Genomic DNA, 19,156 nt, shown 5'->3' with positions numbered 1-19,156 from the left:
GGCGGTACCGTCCGGGGCGGTACCGCCCCCCGCTCAGCGGCGGGTCACGGCGCGCCGAAGGTCAGCGTCAGCCGGGGCGTGCCTTCGTCGGCCGCGGCTTCGGAGGACCAGAGCCACAGGGCGTCGGTTCCGGTGCTGGTCAGTGCCAGGCCATAGGCGGTGCCCAGGGCGGACGCCACCGTGGCCGTGTCCAGCCCGGCAGTGTGGACGGCCGAGCCGTCCGGGACGCCCGGGAAGCCGCCGAGCGCCGGGGCTCCCAGGCCCGGGCGGTTGTCGTACGTCGTTGCGCCCTCGGTCCACGCCCCGGTGACCGGGACCACCGAGACGGTGTCCGTGGTGCCCGCGCCGCTCATGGTGCTGGTCTTCACGCTGAGCGTCGCCGACTTGAGCACCGTCCCGGCCGGCGCGGCGGGCAGGTTGAAGCGCAGGTAGCTCGCGTAGAGCGGGGTCCCGCGGACGGCGAGGGAGCCCGAGGCCCCGTAGTTGGTGCCGGGGGCGCCGGCGTTGGCGTAGGTGTCCTCGGCCGCCGTGAGCTGGACGACCGAGTCGGCGGGTGCGGTGGCGAGGGCGTAGTGGTGCTGGACCTGCGCCGCGCTCAGCACGCTCGGGTAGACGGCCGTCTCGTCGAGCAGTCCCGCCCAGTAGTCGCTGGTCGGGCGGTCGGGCCAGGCGTTGAGGTTGTCGCCGCCCGCGTGCCAGTAGCCGGTGAAGTCCTCGTGCGTGGTGACGTTGAGGGTGCCCTTCTGGGCGCCGTCCACGTACAGGGTCATGCCGCCGGGGCCCTGGGTGGCGACGACGTGGTGCCACTTGTCGTCGTTGTACCGCTCGGCGTTGCCGGTGGTGAGGGTGCGGGTCGCTCCTGTGTAGACGCCGTAGACCAGCCGGCCGTCATTGGTCATGTAGATGTGCTTGTCGTACCGACTGCTGCCGCGGTCCTGGTTGTTGCCGAAACCGACGAGCTTGCCGCCCCGGGTGGTGTTCGTCTTGAACCAGGTCTCGATGGAGTAGCTGCTGCCCACGGTCTGCCGCTTGTCGCCGTACACCTGGGTGTTGGTGCCGTTGAAGCCGATCGCGGTGCTCGCGCCGTTGACCGCACCGGGCGACTGGCGCAGTGCCGGTCCGTTCAGGTGGACGCCGCTCTCGTTGCCCGCCACCGAGGAGTCGGCGACGAACGGCAGGGCCGACTCGTCGTAGCGCCAGAATTGCTGGGCGCCGTCGGTACGGACGGCGTTCGGGTACGCGTCGACCGAGGTGGGCACGGTGACGGACGCGGTCCCGGACAGGGCGCTGGTGTTGCCGGCCGCGTCGGTGGCCGTCACCCGGTACGTGTAGGACTGTCCGGCGAGGACGGTGGTGTCCGTCCAGGAGGCCTGCGGTCGCTTGAAGAACAGCGAGTCCGCGGTGACCGTGCCGATCGCGGTCGCGGAGCCGTTGCGGTAGATCCGGTAGGTGAGCGCGCTGTCGTCCAGGTCGAGGCTGGTGCGCCAGCGCACCTGCACCTCGACCGGCTTGAAGCTGACGGCGCTCGCGACGGGCACGGTCGGCGCCCCGGTGTCGCCGGTCGAGGCGAAGCGGGTCAGGCTCTGCTGGGCCGCCCCGTTGACGGTGGTGAATTCGCCGCCGACCCACAGGTAGGGGACCCCGGCCTTGGAGCCCACCGTCATCACGCGCGGGCCGATGCCCTCGCCGATGCCGTCGTTGGTGTCGGGTGCCCAGCCCAGCTTGCCGACGCTGGTGGTCGGCTGGGCCAGGAGGTGGTGGCGCCGGCCGTCGGGGTACTCGCCGACACTGGAGCAGTCGTGCGCGTGCGAGGCGCTGTAGAGCACGTTCTGGTAGGGCAGCACGGCCTGGGTGGCGCCGAGGCAGGTGTCGCGCCAGCGCTGGTTGAAGTCGCCGAGGTCGAGCGCGATGCGGCCGTCGAAGACGCCGCCGCCCGTGCCCTCGTTGCCCGTGTAGAAGCCGGTCGCGTCGGTGGCGATGTCCTTGACCACCGAGTTGGTCTCGATGAAGCCCGGGTAGGCCTTGGTGAGGGCGCCGCTCGTCGCGTTGACGACGGCCAGGGCATGGGTGTTCGTGCCGTTGACGGTGAAGAAGTCACCGCCGAGTACGACGTTGTTCCCGTCCGGTGTGACTTCGAGGGCACGGCCCGGCTCGTCGGCGTCGGCGGTGAAGGGCTTGAGTGCGCCGTCGCTCGCGCCGACCGCGGCGAAGCGCCTGCGGGGCTGGCCGGAGACGGTCAGGAAGTCGCCGCCGGCGTAGACGGTGTCGCCCGTGGCGGCGAGGGCCCGGACGGTCGCCGCGAAGGCCGGCCGGAAGGAGGTCTTCACCGTGCAGCTGGCCACGTCGATGGCGGCGATGCTGGAGACGGGCGTGCCGTTGACGGCTCCGAAGTAGCCCCCCGCGTAGAGGGTCTTCTTGTCGGGTGAGAGCGTGAGCGCGCGTACGGTGGCGGTGCCCCCGCCGACGGTGAAGTCCAGGGAGCAGGAGGTGGGGGCGCCGGTCGCGGCGTCGAGCGCCGCGAAGTTCACGGCGGGCCGCTCGCTGCCGCCGCCGTCCGCCGGAGGGCGTACGGCCGAGAAGGTGCCGCCGACGAAGACCGTGCCCCCGGCCTCGGCGAGGGCCCACACGACGCCGTTGGGCTGCCAGGTGGGCAGCGCGTCGGCAGTGAAGGCGACGGGCGGGGTGATGGCCGCCGCCTGCGGGGCGAGGCCGAGGCCGATGGCGGTGGCGGTGCCCGCCAGGGACAGGGCGAGAGCGGTGGCCGTCCCTCTGGATCTACGCATGAACCCCCCAGTTCGGTGTGCGTTGCCCCGCACGGGCGCCGCGCGGGACACGGCCGTACGGCCGGCGGCCCGGGAAGCGGTCCGATGGTCGTACGTACGGGCGCACACCCTAGGGCGAATCGGTCCGCCGGGCACGGCACTTGACCCATCGGATGCCGAACCGGACCCCGGGGGCGGCGGTTCGCCGTCGCCCGGCCCCTGCGACGTACGGGAGCCGCGCCCCGGCGCGTTCGTTCGCCCGGGCGCACCCCGGGGAAAACCACCCCGCGGGGACCCGTGCCGCTCTACCGTGCCCTCAGGCGTTCGGCACGGCACCGGAGGTGGGCGGATGGACGACGAAGAAGACATGCGGCTGGCGCGGATGACACCGGAGATCTCCCGGCGGACCCTCGCGATGCTGCGGGGCCTGGCCGGGCTGGAACCGCCGGAGCAGGTCCCCGAGGAGGCCATGATCGTGGCCGATGCGATCCTCGCCGAACACGGCACCGACGGACTCCGGGTCCTGGTGATGACCCTCGCCGCCTGGGCGACGGCGCAGATCGAGAACGTGGCCGAGCTGAGCCGGCGCAGCCACGAGGCGGTGCTCGACGCGATGGAGCTGGCCTGCTTGGAGGCGGGCGCCGAGGACTGAGCCGTCACTTCCCGTGCAACGGCGGTGACCCACAGGTCCCGGGGCGGGCGGCCACGGGGGCGGAGCGAGTGGCCACCGGGGGGCGGAGCGCCGTATCGAGGCGTCGCACTACCCCTTGCGCCGGAGTCGGCGACACTGAGGTGAGCAGCACCGTTGTGGGGGGTCGTGATCGGAGGCCGTCGTGAGCACACCTTCCCCCATCCGGCTCGCCGCCGTGCTGTCCACCGAGCATCGCCGGCGGCTCATGGCCCTGTCCCGGGAGGTCAATTTCCGCGAGGGCACTCGGATCTTCGACGAGGGCAGCCGGGCGGATTCCTTCTGGATAGTGCGTTCCGGCACCGTCACCCTGGAGCTTCCCGTCCCCGGCCGCCGGGCCGCCCCGATCGAGAGCCTCGGCACGGGTGAACTGGTGGGCTGGTCCTGGCTCTTCCCGCCGTACACCTGGCAGCTCAGCGCCGAGGCGATGACCCTGGTGCGGGCGTACGAGTTCGACGCGCCGACGGTGCGGATGCTGATGGACGCCGACCCCGCCTTCGGATCCGCCATCGGGCACTGGGTGGGGCGCGTGCTGGCGATGCGGCTCCAGCAGACGCGCACCCGGCTCCTCGATCTGTACGCGCCGCGCAGCCCGGCGACCCGCTGAACTCCCCGGCTCCCGAACCTTCGGGCCGCCGAGCCCTCGGGCCCGCCGGGAGCCCCGAAGCCGCGATCCGCGGCCCGCGCCGCCGGTCAGCGAGGTGCGGGCCCGGTCCCTCCCGTCCCATGAGCCCCCCGGAAGCGGGCTTCTTCGGCCGTTTCGGTGCTCTCCGTTCGCACTGGTCAACGGACCGTCACCGCTGCGGACTGCACTCATGCGCTTACGAACGGTGACGCGAAATCGCGGCCCGAACGAGCGTTCTGGCGCCGCATGGGCAAGACTCCCGTCCGTTATCCGGCACGACAACCCCGAGGAGTGTTCGAAATGCGGTCCATCAGCAGGAGTCTGGGACTGGCTTCCGGAGCCATGGCGCTCACCGCTCTCACCGCGCTGGCCGGGTCCGGAGCCGCCGACGCGGCGCCCACCGGAGCCGAAACCCTCTACGCCCCGTCGGCGCTCGTGGTCAGCGTCGCCAGCGGAGAGGACCCCGCCCAGGCGACGGTGATGCGCGCGGTGACGCTGGTGTGCGCTCCGCGGCCGGCGGGCACGCACCCGGACCCGGCAACGGCGTGCGCCGAACTGCGGGCGACCGGTGGCTCGCCGGACGCGCTGACAGCGCCCCGCGCGAACGTGCGGTGTACGAGGGAGTGGAACCCGGTGACGGTGACGACCGACGGAGTGTGGCAGGGCCGCCGGCTGAACTACGCGCACACCTTCGCCAACCCGTGCGAGCTGCGCAGCAGTGAGGGCGTCCTGTTCCACGTGTAGGACGGCGCACGAAAACCCGCCGGGCGGCGCCGTGCGACCGCCGCCCGGTCCGCGTCACCCCAGTTCGAGGCTCGTGACCCCGTAGAGGCCCGCCAGGTCGAGCTCCGGCGCCGGGCCGGTGTACATGCGGGCGGTCTCGAAGGTGGGCACCAGCCCCAGCCCGGCCATCAGCTCGACCGCGGCCGGGTTCGCGTCCGGTACGTCCACGGCGACCTGCCCGCCGGGAGCGTGCCGAGCGAGCCCCCGCAGCAGGCTCGCGGCGACCTCGGGGCCCGCTGCGTACAGCGGGCCGATCCTGGCGGCCGCGCTGCCCGGGCGGACCACGCCGAGGCCTTCGACCCGTCCGTCACGGACGGCGGCGAGGGCCGTCCGCCCGGGCAGCCCGGTCCACGCCGCGAGGAAGGAGTCCCGGGCCTCCGGGAAGAACAGGCGGTCGTAGGCGGCGAGTTCCGCGAAGGGCAGCGAGGCGGCGTCCACCAGCCGCACCCCGCGGTCGTCACCGGCCGCCGGAACCCCCTCGTAGCGGACGTTGTTCCAGGCCCGGCGGAACCCGGACTTGCGGTAGTTGCCCTGCTGCTCGACCACCCCGTCCAGGCCGACCAGGCGCCCGTCGAGCCGTTGCGTCCCGGCGTTCCACAGCCGGATCCCGTACCCCCGGCCGCGCACGGCCGGCCGGGCGATGTAGAAGCCGATGAACCCGAAGCCGGCGCCGTAGCGGACCGCCGAGATGCAGGCCACCGGCTCCCCGTCGAGCCGGCCGACGAGGAATCCGCCGGGGTCCGCGACGGCGAAGGCGAAACGGTCGCCGACACCCGGGTTCCAGCCTTCCTCCTCGGCCCAGGAGCGGATGAGTTCCATGTCGCAGGCGCTCGCGCCGGTGATCTCGAAGCCCGTCATGCCGGTGTTTCTACCAGACGCCACCGCGCCCACGCAGCCCCGCCCGTCAGGTCTGACTCATCGTCAGCAATGCGGTGGTCGCGGCCGGATCGGCCTCGCGGTGCAGGTCGCCGACCTGCCCGTCACCCAACTCGGCGACCCGCCGGACGCCGTCCGCGCGCAGCGCGGGGCCGGAGGTGACGAAGCGGCATCGCAGTGCCTCGACAGCCGCCCGCAGCGGATCCGGGTCCGGCGTCAGGGTGTCGGCCGACGGGCTGTCCGGGCGGGCGGCCCACCTGATGCGGGGCGCCCGGCCGGAAGGCGGGACAACGCCCTTGCGGCGTCCCCGGCTCACCCGCCCCTGGTCAGCCCGCGCAGATCACGTCGTCCACCCGGATCGGCCGGCTGTCGAGCCGTACGTACGCGGTGAAGGTGTCCGTGGCGCCGCCGTCCCAGTGGGTGGTGACGGTGGCCCAGCCGACGCCGGCGTTCTGGGCGACGGTGGCAGGGCCGACCGTGATGCGGTTGGGCTTGCTCTGGGCGCACAGCAGCACGTCGCTGTCCGGGTTGTTCCTCTGTTTGTCCTTGAGCTGCTGGGAGACCCGGTGCCGGCGGTCGTGGGCGGAGGGCCCGTGGACCCCGTAGAAACCGGTGAGGAAGCCGCTGATCTGGGCGGCGGTGTGCCGGCGGGCGAGGGCGGCGATGTCCCCGAACGGCGGCGCGTCGGCCAGTGCGGGGGTGGCGGCCGCCGCCGGGACCAGAAGGGCGGTCAGGGCGAGGAGCAGCGCGCCGGGGAGGTGAGGGGTGAGCTTCATGTCCGGTTTGTAGCTGCCCGCGCGGTCCGGCCGGGCGGGACGCGGCGGGGACCTCACCCCAGTGGGGGCGGGATTCACCACTGTGGCCTTCGGGCCGCTCCCCCGGTCCGGCCGGGGCCCCGCGGACGGGCCCGCGCGGGCCTGAGCCGCGGAAAACCGGTGCGCGGAAAACGGGTTCGCGGGCCGGGGTTGGTCTGCGTAGGGTCGGCTCATGGGGAAGCCGCTCGTCGCAGTGTTCAGTGGGGCCGGGATGTCCACCGATTCCGGGATTCCGGACTACCGGGGGCCGCAAGGGCTGTGGCGGCGCGAGCCGGACGCCGAGAAGCTCGTCACGTACGCGTACTACATGGCCGATCCGGACGTCCGGCGGCGATCGTGGCTGATGCGGGCCGAGATCGGCGCCCTCGGGGCCCGGCCGAACGCCGCGCACGTCGCGGTGGCGGAGCTGGAGCGCGGCGGTACGCCGGTCCGGGTGATCACCCAGAACGTGGACGGCCTGCACCAGCTCGCCGGGATGCCCGCGCGCAAGGTGTTCGAGCTGCACGGGACGGCCCGGTCCGTGGTGTGCACGGCGTGCCACGCCCGGTCGGGGATGGACGAGGCGCTGGCCCGGGTGGCCGCCGGGGAGCCGGATCCCGCCTGTCACGCCTGCGGCGGGATCTTCAAGGCCGCGACGGTGATGTTCGGCGAGCGGCTGGACCCGCAGGTGCTCGGGCAGGCCATGGCGGTGGCCAAGGGGTGTCAGGTGTTCATCGCCGTCGGGTCGACCCTCCAGGTGCAGCCCGCCGCCTCGCTGGCCGGGATGGCCGCCGAGGCGGGGGCCCGCCTGATCATCGTCAACGCGGAGGAGACCCCGTACGACGCCCTCGCTCACGAGGTGATCCGCCAGCCGATCGGGACGGCCCTGCCGGCGCTGCTGGCCCGGATCGGCGGCTGATCGGATCCTGTCCGGCCCCTGGCCGCCCCCGGTCAGCCCTCGGCGTCGGCCGCCCGGCGCATGTGCGCCACGTCCAGCTTCTTCATCGTCATCATGGCGGCCGTCGCGCGCGCGGCCCGTCCCGGATCGGGGTCGGCGATCAGGTCGAGGGTGCCGGCCGGGACCACCTGCCAGGACAGCCCGAACCTGTCCTTGACCCAGCCGCAGGCCGACTCCTCGCCGCCGTTGCCGCTCAGCTCGTCGTAGTAGTAGTCCGCCTCGGCCTCGTCGGCGCAGTGGATCATGAACGAGACGGCCTCGGTGAAGGGGAACTGGGGGCCGCCGTTGAGGCCGAGGAACTTCTGCCCGTTGATCTCGAACTCGATGGACAGCACCTCACCGCCCGGGCCGGGCACCGCCTCGTTCCTGCGGACGGTGCGGCCGCGCTTGCCGTCCTTGAAGACGGACAGGTAGTAGTCGGCGGCGGCTTCCGCGTCGCCGTCGAACCACAGGCACGTGGTGAAGCCGGTGCTGCTGCTCATGACTGCCTCCAGGGTGGGTGCGCGGGACGGACCCGGAAGCGGGTGCCGTCTCCTGCATACAGACCGGCCCCCGGCCCGGAACTCATCGGTGGGCCGGGGACCGGTCTGTGTCCCTCGGGTAATGCACTCGTACGGATTACAAGGCGAGCATCCGGTCGACGACGCGCTCGGCCGCGTGACCGTCGTCGAGGTCACAGAACTCCGCGCGGAACGCCGCCCGCGCCTCGGCGTGCTCGGCCGCGACCGCGTCCGCGTTCCGCACGGCCTCGATCAGGCTCGCGGAGTCGGCGAGGAGCGGCCCCGGGGCCTTCTTCTCCAGGTCGAAGGTGAAACCGCGGAGCGTGTCGCGGTAGTGCTCCAGGTCGTACGTGAACAGCAGGATCGGCCGGTCGGTCAGCGCGAAGTCGAAGATCGCGGACGAGTAGTCCGAGATCAGGACGTCGGCGACGAGCAGCAGGTCCGTGGTGTCGGGCCAGCGGGACACGTCGACCACGAAGCCGTCACGGGCTCCCTCGCGGACCTGCTCGTTCACCTTGTGGTGACCGCGGACCAGCAGGACGTGGTCCTCGCCGAGCTCGCGCCGGGCGGCTTCGAGGTCGATCTGCAGGTCCAGCTTGTAGCCGTTCGACCAGCCCTCGCGGTTCTCCCGCCAGGTCGGCAGGTAGAGGACGACCTTCTTGCCGTCGGGCAGGCCGAGCCGCCGCCGGACCTCGGCGACGCGCTGCTCGTCCGGGCGGACGAGGGCGTCCGTGCGCGGGCTGCCGGACTCGATGATCTCGCCGTCGTAGCCGAGGGCGCGCTTGAGTACCGGGGTCGCGTACGAGCTCGGGGAGGCGAGCAGCGACCACTGGGCGGCGTCGTGGCGCAGCGCGTCGAGCGCCTCGGGGCTCGTGTAGTAGTCGTGCAGGTAGTCGTGGCCGATCTGCTTCAACGGCGTTCCGTGCCACGTCTGTACGACGGTCTGCCCGGGGCGGCGCCGGAAGTGTCCCGGCACGCTGTCGTTGACGACGTAGTAGCGGGCGCGGGCCAGGACGTCCCAGGCCTCCAGGCTGTCGTACTGGACGGCGCGGGCGGTCGACGGGACCTCGGCGCGGCCGTCGCGGACCAGCCAGACGTGGTCCAGCTTCTCGCCGCGCCGCACCAGTTCCTCGTGGATGGCGCGCGGCGAGTCGCCGGCGCCGTTCCCCTGGAAGGTCTCGTACACGACCATGTCCTTGACCGGCAGGGCGGACTGGGCCGGGTAGGTGATGTCGCGGGCGACGCGCTGGGCGTACCGCGAGCGGTCGTGCGGGCTGATCAGCGGGTCGCTGTTCAGCACCAGCCGGTCGTACAGACGGGCCTCGACGCGCATGCGGCGGCCGTCGACGGTGAGGTGGTGCGGTCCGGAGAAGAGGACCGGAGGCAGCAGCTGGAGCGGCGCGCCGCGGTCGACCCCGAGCAGGCCCGCGGTGGTGCCGCCCTGGCTCACCGGGCGCAGCGTGGGCCACCAGCGGCCGTGCGGCAGGGTGGTGCGGCCGGCGTACGGCTCGGGCAGGACCGGTTCGAAGGAGGCCTCGAAGCGGTCGCCGTCACGGGTCACGGGGTAGCTGAACTCGCTCCCGTGGTGGTTGTGCAGGACCAGCTCGTACGGCTCGTCGGCCGCGTCGGCGGGGGCGTGGAAGCTGCCGGCGAGGGTGAGGGTGCCGTTCTTGGCGGTGACGGTGTCCACGAGGGGCGGCGAGGCCTGGACGGACAGGACCAGGTGGCCCGACGTGCCGCGCTTGGCGAAGACGGCGCGGCCGGTGGCGTCGCCGGGCACCGGCACGACCAGTCCGGTGAAGCCGCCCCGCTCGTCCAGCGTCAGGGGGTGTTCGGTGCCGTCGGCGCGGACGACGGACAGGTTCCACGCCTGGGGGCCCCACTCGCCGGGCCCGGGCAGCGGGACGTCGGCCAGCTCGGCCAGGCGCAGGACGGCGGTGAAGGGGACGCGGCCGTTCTGGGCGGCGTCCGCCGTGTCCAGCGCGACGGTCAGGGTGTCGTCACTGCCGACGTGCGTCGCGCGCAGCGAGGCGCCCCGGCCGATTTCGGTGGAAAGCTCGCCGGACACCTCGACGGCTTCGTCGCCGGACGGGCGTACGTCCAGGGCCCGGGCGCGGACGACCTCGACCTTGATGGTCAGGGCGCCGGCGACGGTGGGGACGATCCGGACGTCGGGGGTGGCCCAGTAGGCGGGCGGGTTGTGGCCGCTGTCGTGGTCGCCGCCGCGCAGGCGCGCCCGGTGCAGGCCGCCGGCGCCGGTGACCGCGATCGAGGTGGTCCACGTACCGTCGTTCCAGGTCCCGCCGGTCTGGAAGACCGTGGGGTCGACGACGGCGGTGAAACCGGCCCAGTCCGCGTGCCGCAGCGCGAGGTGCGACTCGTTGACGGTGGCCATCGGGGAGGCGACCGTCCGGGCGGTGACGACGCTGCGGCGGCGCTTGCCCTGCTCGCGGAAGACCAGCATCTTGCGGGAGCCCAGGCGGCTCTCCGCGCCGAGGTGGCCGGGCAGCGCGTAGCCGCGCAGGAGCAGCTTGCCGTCGCTCCAGGCGGCCTGTTCCAGGCGGCTGACCACGCGGCGTTCGCGCGGGCCGAGGGTGAGCAGCTTGGGCGGCACGGGGGCGGTGAGGAAGGGGTAGTCGGCCTGCGGGCGGGCGAGTCCCTTGACCGGCACGCTGTAGGAGTAGTCGCTCTGGTGCTTGTTGAGGGCGATGAACTCCTCGACGCGGCCCTCGCGGGCGAGGTACGCCTTGAGCCGGTCGGCGACGGTGAGGTCGGTCCAGGGCCCGGTGCCGATCTCCCGGATGAGGCCGCCGACCTCCTTGACGAACGCCGCGCGGAACTCGGGGCCGCCCTCACCGACGTACTTGTAGATGAGCGGCAGCTCTTCGCTGAGCACGTTGTGGTCGTACTCGCGCAGGTACCGGGCGTACTTCTCGCCCTGCTTGCCCTTGAGGGCGTCGCGGACCATCCGGATGGACGTCACGCGGTCGATCACGGAGACGGGGTCCGTGGAGCGCTGGGTGATGGAGCGCTCGCCGGTCTCGCGCACCCGCCAGTGGTAGACGACGTCACTGATCACGTCGACGCTGGTGGCGAAGTAGTGGGCGGGGATGCTGACGGGCGCGTCCTCGTAGAGGATGCCTTCCGGGTACTGGAAGCCGTGCTCGTCCCAGAAGCTGCGCCGGTAGACCTTGTTCCACGCGGTGCGGTCGGTGACCAGCGGCGCGAACTTGGAGATGTGGGTCTTGAGCCTGGTGGTGGCGAAGGGGGCGCGGTGTCCCCAGGACTGCTGCATGCCGACGGAGCGGAAGCGCAGCACGTTGCCGCCGGCGAAGTCGGAACCCGTCTCGTCGAGGGCTTCGATCAGCCGCTGGTAGGCGTCCACCGGCATGGTGTCGTCACTGTCGACGAAGGCGAGGTACTCGCTGCCTTCGGATATGTGACGGGCACCCGCGTTGCGGGCGGCACCGAGTCCGGCGTTCTTCTGACGGACCAGTCGGAACCTGTCGTCCCGCGCGGCGAAGGCCTCGCCTATCGCGGCACTCGCGTCGGTGGATCCGTCGTCGATGAGGACGACCTCGAAGTCCTCGAAGGTCTGGGCGGCGATGGACTCCAGGCACTCGTCGAGGTAGAGCTCGACGTTGTAGACCGGTACGACGATGCTCAGGCGCGGGGGCATGGGTGGCAGGTTCTCCAGCTATTTGCTTTGTTGATGATCAACCGATTAGAGCATCTTACTCGGTAACGGGATGATAAAGTCCGCCCATCCTCGGACATATCGCCCCTGGTCGCCGGGCGGACGGCAAAGAATTCAACCGCCCGCCACCGCGCCGTCGCGACCCTCGCGGGTACTCCTCAGATCTCCAGCTCGCTTTCGATCTTCTTCAGCTGGTGCCGGGCCATCGCGAGGTTGGCGCGTCCCCGGTCGAGCGCGAGGTAGAGGAAGAAGCCTCCGGTGCTGCGCGCCTTCATCAGCCGGATCAGGTGGTACTGGCTGCCGAGGGTGATCAGGATGTCCTCGATCTCGTCGTTGAGGCCGAGCATCTCCATGGTGCGGACCTTGGCCCGCACCACGTCCGTGTTGCCCGCCGCGGCGATCCCGAGGTCGAGGTCCTTGCCCCCGCCGACGGTGCCGAGCGCCATGCCGCTGCCGTAGTCGACCAGCGCGGCGCCGAGCGCGCCGTCGATGGTGGTGGTGGCTTCCTTGAGGGCGGTCTCCACGTTGGCCATGAGTGCTGCCTTTCTCTGTCGTTCCTGCTGTCGTCGTCTGCTGTCGCTGTGGGAGCGGCTGTGCCGGGACGCCGTGTCGCGGCGGTCTGCCGTGGTCTTCGTAAGGAACTCAGGGAGACGGCGCCTCGGTCGGCATGGGCGGGGCCACCGGGCCTCCGCGCCGGCCGAGGCCGTGCTCGACGAGTTCGGTGATGCGCAGGCTGGAGCGCCGGGCCTCCAGGTGGAGCCGGCCCACGTTGACGCGCGGTTCGGCGATCAGGGTGAGGACGGCCGCCTCCCCGGCGGCGTAGGTCGCGACGTAGCCGTGTTCGCCGCGGACCAGCAGCTCCCGGAAGCCGCCCTGGCCCGTGCAGTCGCTGAGCCGCTGGGCCACGCCGAGGGCCGCCGCGGTCAGCGCGGCGACGGATTCGGCTTCGGCGGCGGCGCTGTCGTGGGCGAGGACCAGGCCGTCGGCGCTCGCGGCGAGGGCGCCGGTGAGCTGGGGGACGCGGGCCCGCAGGCGCCGCAGCTCCGCGCGTATCTCGGCTTCGGTCTCGGCGGTCACCATCACCGTGCTCATCTCGGCCGGCCTCCTTTCGGGCTGCCTGCGCTCGGAGCGGTCGGCGCGCAGGACCGGTCGCAGCGGGAGCCTCACAGGCTTGCCTCCAGTGCGTCGCGTAACCGGCGGAGCAGCGCCACGTCCGGGGTTTGGGTCTGGGTCATCCAGTCGGGCAGGGATGCCCCGGCGACCGGTGCCGGGGCGGGCTCGTACGGCGTCTCGACCAGGCCGGCGGCCGCGAGCCTGCGGACGTCGAGCAGCGTGTGGAAGGCCGGGCGGCCCAGCACCCAGGCGAGGTCGGCGGGTGTGCGCACGCCGTCGGCCTGCCGGAGCAGGAGGCGCTGGCGGGCGGTGACCGTCTGGCCCGGGGCGGCCGGGCGGGGCACCACGGGGGCGGTGTCCAGCAGCGGGTACGGCCACACCGCGTCCAGGAGTTCCCGGCGCCGCCGGGTCTCGCGCTCGACGGCGGCCGCGGGGACGGACCGGACGGAGCCGATCCAGTGGGTGGCGCCGCGCCGGAACCGGGAGGGGCCGCTGCCCGGGGAAAGGGCGAAGAAGGCGGCGTCGAAGATGGCGGCGACGTGGCAGATCTCCAGCTCCCCGCCGGCCAGGCCACCGCTGTCCACGAGGAACCGGGCGACCTGGCGGCGGGCTCCGGCCTGGCTGATGGCCTCGTTCCAGCGTTCGGGGGCGAGGCCGCCGCCGGCGGTGAGCAGGACGCCGAGGCCGGGGGTCGAGGGGCTCTCGGCGTGCACGACCCGGCCGTGCTCCAGGAAGAGCGTGCCGCGGTCGCGGAGCAGGGCGCCGGTGGCGCGCTCGGCGGCGAGGCGGGTGAGCAGCGGGGAGACGGCGGTGGCGGGGCTCGCTGTTGCGGCGGTCATCTGAGCACCAGTCCCTCGGCCAGGGTGCGGAGTCTGTGCCGGGCGAGGGCCAGGTTGCCGTCGGCGCGGTCGAGCCAGAGGTGGAGGAAGACGCTGCTGTCGAAGCTGGTCTCCACGAAGCGCAGGACGTGGTAGCCGGTCCGGGTGGTGACGATCAGGTCCTCCACGGGCGGGCCCGCGGGGGCGCCCGGGCCGGGTCCCGCTCCCGGACCGGATCCGGCTTCGGTTCCCGGTTCCGCCGGGGCGAAGGACTCGTACTCCGCGGCCGCGCGGGCCAGCTCGGCGGTCTCGGCGGCGGTGGTCTCGTGGTCGCCCACCGGTGAGTCCCCCGCGGTACCGAGGGCCAGTCCGCTGCTCCAGTCGACCAGCGCGGCGCCCCGCGCACCGGGCAGGGCCATGGCTTCGAGCAGACATTCGTCGATCCCGGGCACGCGGGCTCCCCTCCCGGCTTGACGTGCTGGGTGCACGGTCGTACGGCGCGACAGGAGGGAACTTACTCAACTTCCACAGAGCGAAAAGGCGTTCTGGCATTTTCCGCTGGAACATGCGCGGTAGCACGTGCCAGCTTGGCCGGAACGTGTCAGCTTCCGATCACGAGGGCCGGATCCTGACGGCTCGATCACGACGGCCGAGCGCCACCGGCTTCCTTCCGGCGGCCCGAGCGGGACGCTCCGCTCACGACGCCAGTGGCAGGTCGTCCGCGAGCCGGAACGCTCCGCCCTCGCGCTGTACGTACCCCTCGTGGCTGAGGGTGCGCAAGAGGTGGTAGACGGTCGGCAGCGGGATCCCGGTGATCCGCGAGAGCCGCTTGGCTGTGGCACCGCCCTCCGCGTGCATCGCCTCCACGAGGCGCAGCGCCCGCTGCACGGAACCGATCAGGGTGGGTGCGCTGTCCTTGTGGGTGTGCTCGGTGCCCATGATGAGTCCCCCTGCTCCGTGACGAGGCTGGCAAACCCATCAAAGTCGCTCACCGGCCACAAAACCAGCTGACTCGCGTAAACCTGAGCATAAGATCAACCACCGCCCGGCGCCCGGGAAGCGCGATCTTCCTCGTGGGAGCGGGCGGTTCCCCTGCGCGGGTACGGACTTCCCGGTGATTGTCAGTGGGCCGCCGTACCGTTGTCGGCATGGGTAACTCAGGGGGATCCTTGGTCGTACGGTCCGCGGCGCGACGGCTGCCGGACCTGATGGAAGCCGCAGGTTTCACCGGTGTCGAGGCGTCGGCCCCGGCGGTGGCCGGCTGGCGGTCCGCGGAGTTCGAGGAAGCGGACCGGCAGGGTGTGGCGCGGCTGGCCCGGCTCGTGGACGCGCCGGTGGTGGCGGTGGAGTTCCTCGACAGTGACGTCGGCTTCGTCGAGGCCACCGCGCCGGCCGGGCACCGCTGGAGGGCGCTGCTCGATCGCGCCAAGGCGGTGGACTACGGGATACCCGTGCACGAGTTCCCCGTGCTGCCGGCGGTGTGCGCCGCCCTGGCGTGGTCGGCGGCGGCCGGACTCACCGCCGACGGGGCCGCGGTCCGCCGCGCCCTGACGGAGTCGGCCGTCTTCACCGAGCACCTCGCGCAGGACCTGTTCGCCGGCCTGGGCCTGCCCCAACCGGAGTCCGGGGTGCGCTAGTTCGCGCGGGTGAGGTCTTTCGGATTCCGCCTCGCCACGGGCAAGGCCCGCGGCGGCGTGCCTGACGCCGCGGGGGACGCGGGCCGTTCCCGGGGCTCCCCACCGCGCCCCCGCGCGTGTCACGCTGCCCGGCATGGAGCGGCTCATCGAGGAGATACGCGAGGACTTGGAACGCCGGATCACCGTGGCGGCGGACCGGCTCACCGACCGGACGCAGGCCGAGGACCCCGCGTACGCCGCGCTGATCGGGCGGCCCGGGCTGCACGAGCGGATCCACCGCACGCTGGGGCAGGCCGTGTCGGGCCTGGCCCGGGTCTCCCGGGGGCTGCCGGTGGATCGGGCCTGCGCCGACACGGCTCGCGCCGAGGGGACGGAGGCGGCCGAGCGCGGACTGCCGCTGGATTCCCTGCTGCGCGGATACCGGCGCGCCGGGCGGTCGTTGTGGCAGGCGCTGACCGAGGCGGTGACCGCGCACGACCGGGCTGCGCTGCCGCGGCTGCTGCCGGCGGCGGCGGAGCTGTGGGAGGTGCTGGAGCGGATGTCGGACGCCGCGTCAGAGGCGTACCGGGACGCCGTCGCCGCGCGCGCCGACCGGGACCGGGAGCACCGGGCGGCCCTCCTCGACGCGCTGTTGGACAACGGGGGGACGGCCGCGGAGGCCGCGGAGGCCGCCGCCCGGCTCGGACTCCCGGAGCGGGGCCGGTTCGCGGTGATCGCGTCCGGGCCGGGCGGGTCCCCTCCCGGCCCGGTCCCCGCCCCGGCTGCGGCCGGCGCCCCGCGCGTGTGGTGGCGGGTGCGCGCCGGTGGCGCGAGCGGGCTGGTGGAGCTGGGCCACCATCCCCTGGAGGCCGTACGGGAGCTCCTCGCGCCGCCCGGCGCGCGGGCCGGGGTGAGCCCGGTGGTGGTGTCCCCCGCCGAACTGGCCGGCGCCCGCAGGCTGGCGGAGCTGGCCCTGCACACCGCCCCGGCGGCGGGTGGCCCGGGCGCCACGCTCCTGGACGAACGGCTCCCGGCGGCGCTGGTCGCCTCTGACGCCGAACTCGCGGGGCGGCTGCGCAAGGTGGTGCTGGGCCCGGTGCTGGAGCTGCCGCCGGAGGACCGCCGGGTGCTGCTGACGACCCTGGGAACCTGGCTGGCCTGCGGGGGCTCGACCACGTACGCCGCGCAGCGCCTGTACTGCCACCGCAACACCGTCTCGAACCGGCTGCGCCGACTGGAGCGGCTCACCGGCCGGTCGCTGTCCGATCCGGCACAGGTCGTGGAACTGGCGCTGGCGCACGCGGCGGTGCTCCAGCACGCCGCCGGCTGAACTACCCGGCCGGTAGCCCGGCCCCGCCGGTTTCCCCGGCCTGCGCCGACTCCAGGAGGTACGGCACGTCGATCACCGCGACGCCCGGGGTGAACAGCAGCCTCGCCTTGAGCCGCAGCGCGTTCTGGTTGTGCAGCGGCTGCTCCCACCAGTGGCCCACCACGTATTCCGGGATGACCACCGACAGCACGTCCCCGCCCTCGGTGGCCGCCAGCTCCTGGATGTGGGCCATCATCGGGCCGACCACCTCGCGGTAGGGCGAATGCAGCACCTTGAGGCTGATCCCGGGGGCGTGGTCCGCCCACGCCTCGCGCAGCCGCCGCATGTCGTGCTCGTCGGCGGCCACGGACACGGCGGTCAGGGTGTCGGGGTGCAGGGCCTGCGCGTAGCCGAGCGCCTTGAGCGTCGGGGCGTGCACGGAGGAGACCAGCACCAGGACGTGGTGGCGGGCGGGCATGCGGGGAAGGGCGCCGGCGGGGACGGCGACCTGTCGCGTGACGGCGTCGTAGTGCCGCCGGACCCCCTTCATGCCCAGGAACAGGGCGGGCATGGCGATGCAGACCAGCCAGGCGCCGTGGGTGAACTTGGTGACGAGGACGATGACCAGGACCAGTGCGGTGAGGGTGGCGCCGACCGCGTTGATGGCGAGCCGGCGGTGGATGTGGATCCGCTCCTCCCTCGGGGTGGCGGGCGAGGCCAGTTCGCGCCTCCAGTGCCGGACCATCCCGGCCTGGGAGAGGGTGAAGGAGACGAAGACGCCGATGATGTAGAGCTGGATGAGGCGGGTCAGCTGGGCGTCGAAGGCGACGATCAGGGCGATCGCGGCGAGGGCGAGCAGCACGATGCCGTTGGAGTAGACGAGCCGGTCGCCGCGGTTGGAGAGCTGGCGCGGCGCGTACCGGTCCCGGGCGAGGATGGAGGCGAGCATCGGGAAGCCGTTGAAGGCGGTGTTCGCGGCGAGGACGAGTACGCCGGCGGTGACGGCCTGGAGCAGGTAGAAGAGCGGGTGCCAGTCGCCGAAGGTGGCCCGTCCGATCTGGGCGAGCGCGGTCGACATCGGCGTTCCCGGGGGCAGGCCCAGCTCGGTGGGGTCGGCGGCGACGTGCACCTCGTAGACCATGGCGAGGACGGTGATGCCCATGAACATGGTCACCGCCAGGGCGCCCATCGCGGCCAGCGTGGTGGCGGCGTTGCGGCTCTTGGGTTTGCGGAAGGCGGGCACGCCGTTGCTGATCGCCTCGACGCCGGTCAGTGCCGTACAGCCGGAGGCGAAGGCACGCATCGCGAGGAACACCAGCGCGATCCCGGTGTACGTCCCGTCCGCGGTGATCGGGAGCGTGGCGGACTCGGCCCGGATGGTGTCGCCGGTCCCGATCCGGAACGCGGCGACCGCGAACATGAGGTAGATGACGAGGACGAAGCCGTACGTCGGGACGGCGAAGACGCGCCCGGACTCCCGTACGCCGCGCAGGTTCATCAGCGTGAGCAGCACCACGAAGGCGACCGAGAGGGCGACTTGGTGGTCGTTGAGGGCGGGGATGGCCGAGGTGATGGCGGCGACGCCGGAGACGACGGACACCGCGACGGTGAGCACGTAGTCGACCAGCAGCGCGCTGGCGGCGGTCAGCGCGGCGGTTTGGCCGAGGTTCTCCGCGCTGACGACGTACGCGCCTCCGCCGCCCGGGTAGGCGTGGCAGGTCTGGCGGTACGAGGCGACGACCACCACGAGCAGGAAGACGATGGCGGCGGCCGCGTACCAGGCGAGGTGGAGCAGGGCGACGCCGCCGAGGGCGAGGGTCAGCAGGATCTCCTCGGTGGCGTAAGCCACCGAGGACAGCGGGTCGCTGCAGAAGATCGGCAGGGCGAGCCGCTTGGGCAGGAGCGTCTCGCCCAGTCGGGCGGTGTCGAGCGGCTCACCCACCAACACGCGTTTCGCATTGATACGCCTCATTCAGGCATGATCAGCCATTTTCCGTGCATTCCATCCTCTATCGGTGCTGTGTCCCGGATCCGGGTGGCGCGGGGCCGCCGTCGGGCGGGGGACGCCCCGGACCCTTCGGCGCCCCGGACGTCGGCGGGCCCGTCGGTGCCCGGGGCCCGTCGTCACTACGCCGTGCGCATTTTGGCCGCCGCGCTGCGGATGGCCTCCCGGATGCGGAAGTAGGTGCCGCAGCGGCAGATGTTGGCTATGGCGTCGATGTCCTCGTCCGTGGGGGTGGCGGTGCGCTCCAGCAGGGCGACCGCCGCCATGATCTGGCCGGGCTGGCAGAAGCCGCACTGGGAGACGTCCTGTTCGAGCCAGGCTTCCTGCACCGGGTGGAGCCTGTCCCCCTCGGCCAGCCCCTCGATGGTGGTGACCGTCTTCCCGGCACAGGCGGATACGGGCACGACGCACGGTCGGACGTCCGCGCCGTCGAGATGGCTGGTGCAGGCCTTGCAGACGTCCACCCCGCAGCCGTACTTCGGCCCGCGCACGCCCAGCATGTCGCGGAGCACCCACAGCAGGGGCAGGTCGTCGGGCGCGTCGACGGTCACGCTCTGTCCGTTGACGGTGAAGGTGTGCGAGGGCACGGCGGGGCTCCTGAGCTGGCGCGGC

At 72.8% G+C, this 19,156-nt stretch carries 19 protein-coding genes; 6 read left to right on the top strand and 13 right to left on the bottom strand.

The genetic code is table 11. The features are described from left to right. Nucleotides 1–44: 44 nt before the first annotated feature. Nucleotides 45–2,783 carry a DNRLRE domain-containing protein gene (locus tag OG861_RS27830; protein WP_330261889.1) on the bottom strand — a complete coding sequence of 913 codons (2,739 nt, stop codon included), beginning with the start codon at nt 2,781–2,783 and terminating at the stop codon, nt 45–47. A 328-nt stretch (nt 2,784–3,111) separates the two neighbouring features. Here OG861_RS27830 and OG861_RS27825 point away from each other — a divergent pair, with 328 nt between their 5' ends. The 3 genes from OG861_RS27825 to OG861_RS27815 all read left to right on the top strand — a co-directional run bounded on the left by OG861_RS27825 (nt 3,112) and on the right by OG861_RS27815 (nt 4,819). Next, nucleotides 3,112–3,414 (top strand): hypothetical protein, encoded by a 303-nt coding sequence (locus OG861_RS27825; protein ID WP_329192937.1) that lies wholly within the window; start codon nt 3,112–3,114, stop codon nt 3,412–3,414. Nucleotides 3,415–3,595: 181 nt separating this feature from the next. Then, the gene (locus tag OG861_RS27820) at nt 3,596–4,057 is read left to right on the top strand and encodes a Crp/Fnr family transcriptional regulator (protein ID WP_329192939.1); all 462 of its coding nucleotides are present in this window, start codon (nt 3,596–3,598) and stop codon (nt 4,055–4,057) included. A 318-nt stretch (nt 4,058–4,375) separates the two neighbouring features. Beyond that, nucleotides 4,376–4,819 carry a subtilase-type protease inhibitor gene (locus OG861_RS27815; RefSeq protein ID WP_329192941.1) on the top strand — a complete coding sequence of 148 codons (444 nt, stop codon included), beginning with the start codon at nt 4,376–4,378 and terminating at the stop codon, nt 4,817–4,819. A gap of 54 nt (nt 4,820–4,873) precedes the next feature. Here the strand turns inward: OG861_RS27815 and OG861_RS27810 are convergent, their stop codons facing one another. Genes OG861_RS27810 through OG861_RS27800 form a run of 3 tightly spaced genes read right to left on the bottom strand, consistent with a single transcriptional unit; the run spans nt 4,874 to nt 6,510 of the window. After that, the gene (locus tag OG861_RS27810) at nt 4,874–5,716 is read right to left on the bottom strand and encodes a GNAT family N-acetyltransferase (protein ID WP_329192943.1); all 843 of its coding nucleotides are present in this window, start codon (nt 5,714–5,716) and stop codon (nt 4,874–4,876) included. A gap of 46 nt (nt 5,717–5,762) precedes the next feature. Beyond that, complete coding sequence (locus tag OG861_RS27805) at nt 5,763–6,050, bottom strand: ATP-grasp domain-containing protein (RefSeq protein WP_329192945.1); 288 nt, start codon at nt 6,048–6,050, stop codon at nt 5,763–5,765. Between the two features lie 10 nt (nt 6,051–6,060). Beyond that, nucleotides 6,061–6,510 (bottom strand): hypothetical protein, encoded by a 450-nt coding sequence (locus OG861_RS27800; RefSeq protein ID WP_329192947.1) that lies wholly within the window; start codon nt 6,508–6,510, stop codon nt 6,061–6,063. A gap of 211 nt (nt 6,511–6,721) precedes the next feature. Between OG861_RS27800 and OG861_RS27795 the strand changes: the two genes are divergently transcribed. Continuing rightward, complete coding sequence (locus OG861_RS27795; protein WP_329192949.1) at nt 6,722–7,447, top strand: SIR2 family NAD-dependent protein deacylase; 726 nt, start codon at nt 6,722–6,724, stop codon at nt 7,445–7,447. 32 nt (nt 7,448–7,479) lie between these two features. Here OG861_RS27795 and OG861_RS27790 read toward each other — a convergent pair whose 3' ends face one another. The 7 genes from OG861_RS27790 to OG861_RS27760 form a co-directional block, all read right to left on the bottom strand. Continuing rightward, the gene (locus OG861_RS27790) at nt 7,480–7,968 is read right to left on the bottom strand and encodes a VOC family protein (protein WP_329192951.1); all 489 of its coding nucleotides are present in this window, start codon (nt 7,966–7,968) and stop codon (nt 7,480–7,482) included. Between the two features lie 136 nt (nt 7,969–8,104). Beyond that, complete coding sequence (locus tag OG861_RS27785; protein ID WP_329192954.1) at nt 8,105–11,665, bottom strand: bifunctional glycosyltransferase/CDP-glycerol:glycerophosphate glycerophosphotransferase; 3,561 nt, start codon at nt 11,663–11,665, stop codon at nt 8,105–8,107. 176 nt (nt 11,666–11,841) lie between these two features. Continuing rightward, nucleotides 11,842–12,216, bottom strand: coding sequence for a hypothetical protein (locus tag OG861_RS27780; RefSeq protein ID WP_329192956.1), 375 nt, complete (start codon nt 12,214–12,216; stop codon nt 11,842–11,844). 109 nt (nt 12,217–12,325) lie between these two features. After that, nucleotides 12,326–12,775 carry a roadblock/LC7 domain-containing protein gene (locus OG861_RS27775; RefSeq protein ID WP_329192958.1) on the bottom strand — a complete coding sequence of 150 codons (450 nt, stop codon included), beginning with the start codon at nt 12,773–12,775 and terminating at the stop codon, nt 12,326–12,328. A 71-nt stretch (nt 12,776–12,846) separates the two neighbouring features. After that, entirely contained in the window at nt 12,847–13,635 is a 789-nt protein-coding gene (locus OG861_RS27770; protein ID WP_329192959.1) for a transcriptional regulator, read from the bottom strand. After that, entirely contained in the window at nt 13,632–14,066 is a 435-nt protein-coding gene (locus OG861_RS27765) for a hypothetical protein (RefSeq protein WP_329192961.1), read from the bottom strand. Before OG861_RS27765 ends, OG861_RS27770 begins: the two co-directional genes overlap by 4 nt. A 244-nt stretch (nt 14,067–14,310) precedes the next feature. Further along, nucleotides 14,311–14,553 carry a helix-turn-helix domain-containing protein gene (locus OG861_RS27760; protein WP_329192962.1) on the bottom strand — a complete coding sequence of 81 codons (243 nt, stop codon included), beginning with the start codon at nt 14,551–14,553 and terminating at the stop codon, nt 14,311–14,313. Nucleotides 14,554–14,762: 209 nt separating this feature from the next. Here OG861_RS27760 and OG861_RS27755 point away from each other — a divergent pair, with 209 nt between their 5' ends. Together OG861_RS27755 and OG861_RS27750 are read left to right on the top strand one after the other, a co-directional pair. Further along, nucleotides 14,763–15,251, top strand: coding sequence for a hypothetical protein (locus OG861_RS27755; RefSeq protein WP_329192964.1), 489 nt, complete (start codon nt 14,763–14,765; stop codon nt 15,249–15,251). Between the two features lie 133 nt (nt 15,252–15,384). After that, nucleotides 15,385–16,560, top strand: a complete 1,176-nt coding sequence (locus OG861_RS27750) for a helix-turn-helix domain-containing protein (RefSeq protein WP_329192965.1) — start codon at nt 15,385–15,387, stop codon at nt 16,558–16,560. A gap of 1 nt (nt 16,561) precedes the next feature. On the opposite strand, the gene OG861_RS27745 is transcribed toward OG861_RS27750, so the two are convergent. Together OG861_RS27745 and OG861_RS27740 are read right to left on the bottom strand one after the other, a co-directional pair. Further along, complete coding sequence (locus OG861_RS27745) at nt 16,562–18,511, bottom strand: APC family permease (RefSeq protein ID WP_329192967.1); 1,950 nt, start codon at nt 18,509–18,511, stop codon at nt 16,562–16,564. Nucleotides 18,512–18,666: 155 nt separating this feature from the next. Beyond that, nucleotides 18,667–19,131 carry a (2Fe-2S)-binding protein gene (locus tag OG861_RS27740; protein ID WP_329192970.1) on the bottom strand — a complete coding sequence of 155 codons (465 nt, stop codon included), beginning with the start codon at nt 19,129–19,131 and terminating at the stop codon, nt 18,667–18,669. Nucleotides 19,132–19,156 lie beyond the last annotated feature (25 nt).

The organism is Streptomyces sp. NBC_00539, assembly GCF_036346105.1.
In the GTDB taxonomy this organism is placed as follows: Bacteria; Actinomycetota; Actinomycetes; order Streptomycetales; family Streptomycetaceae; genus Streptomyces.
This window is presented reverse-complemented; position numbering and strand designations above follow the sequence as displayed.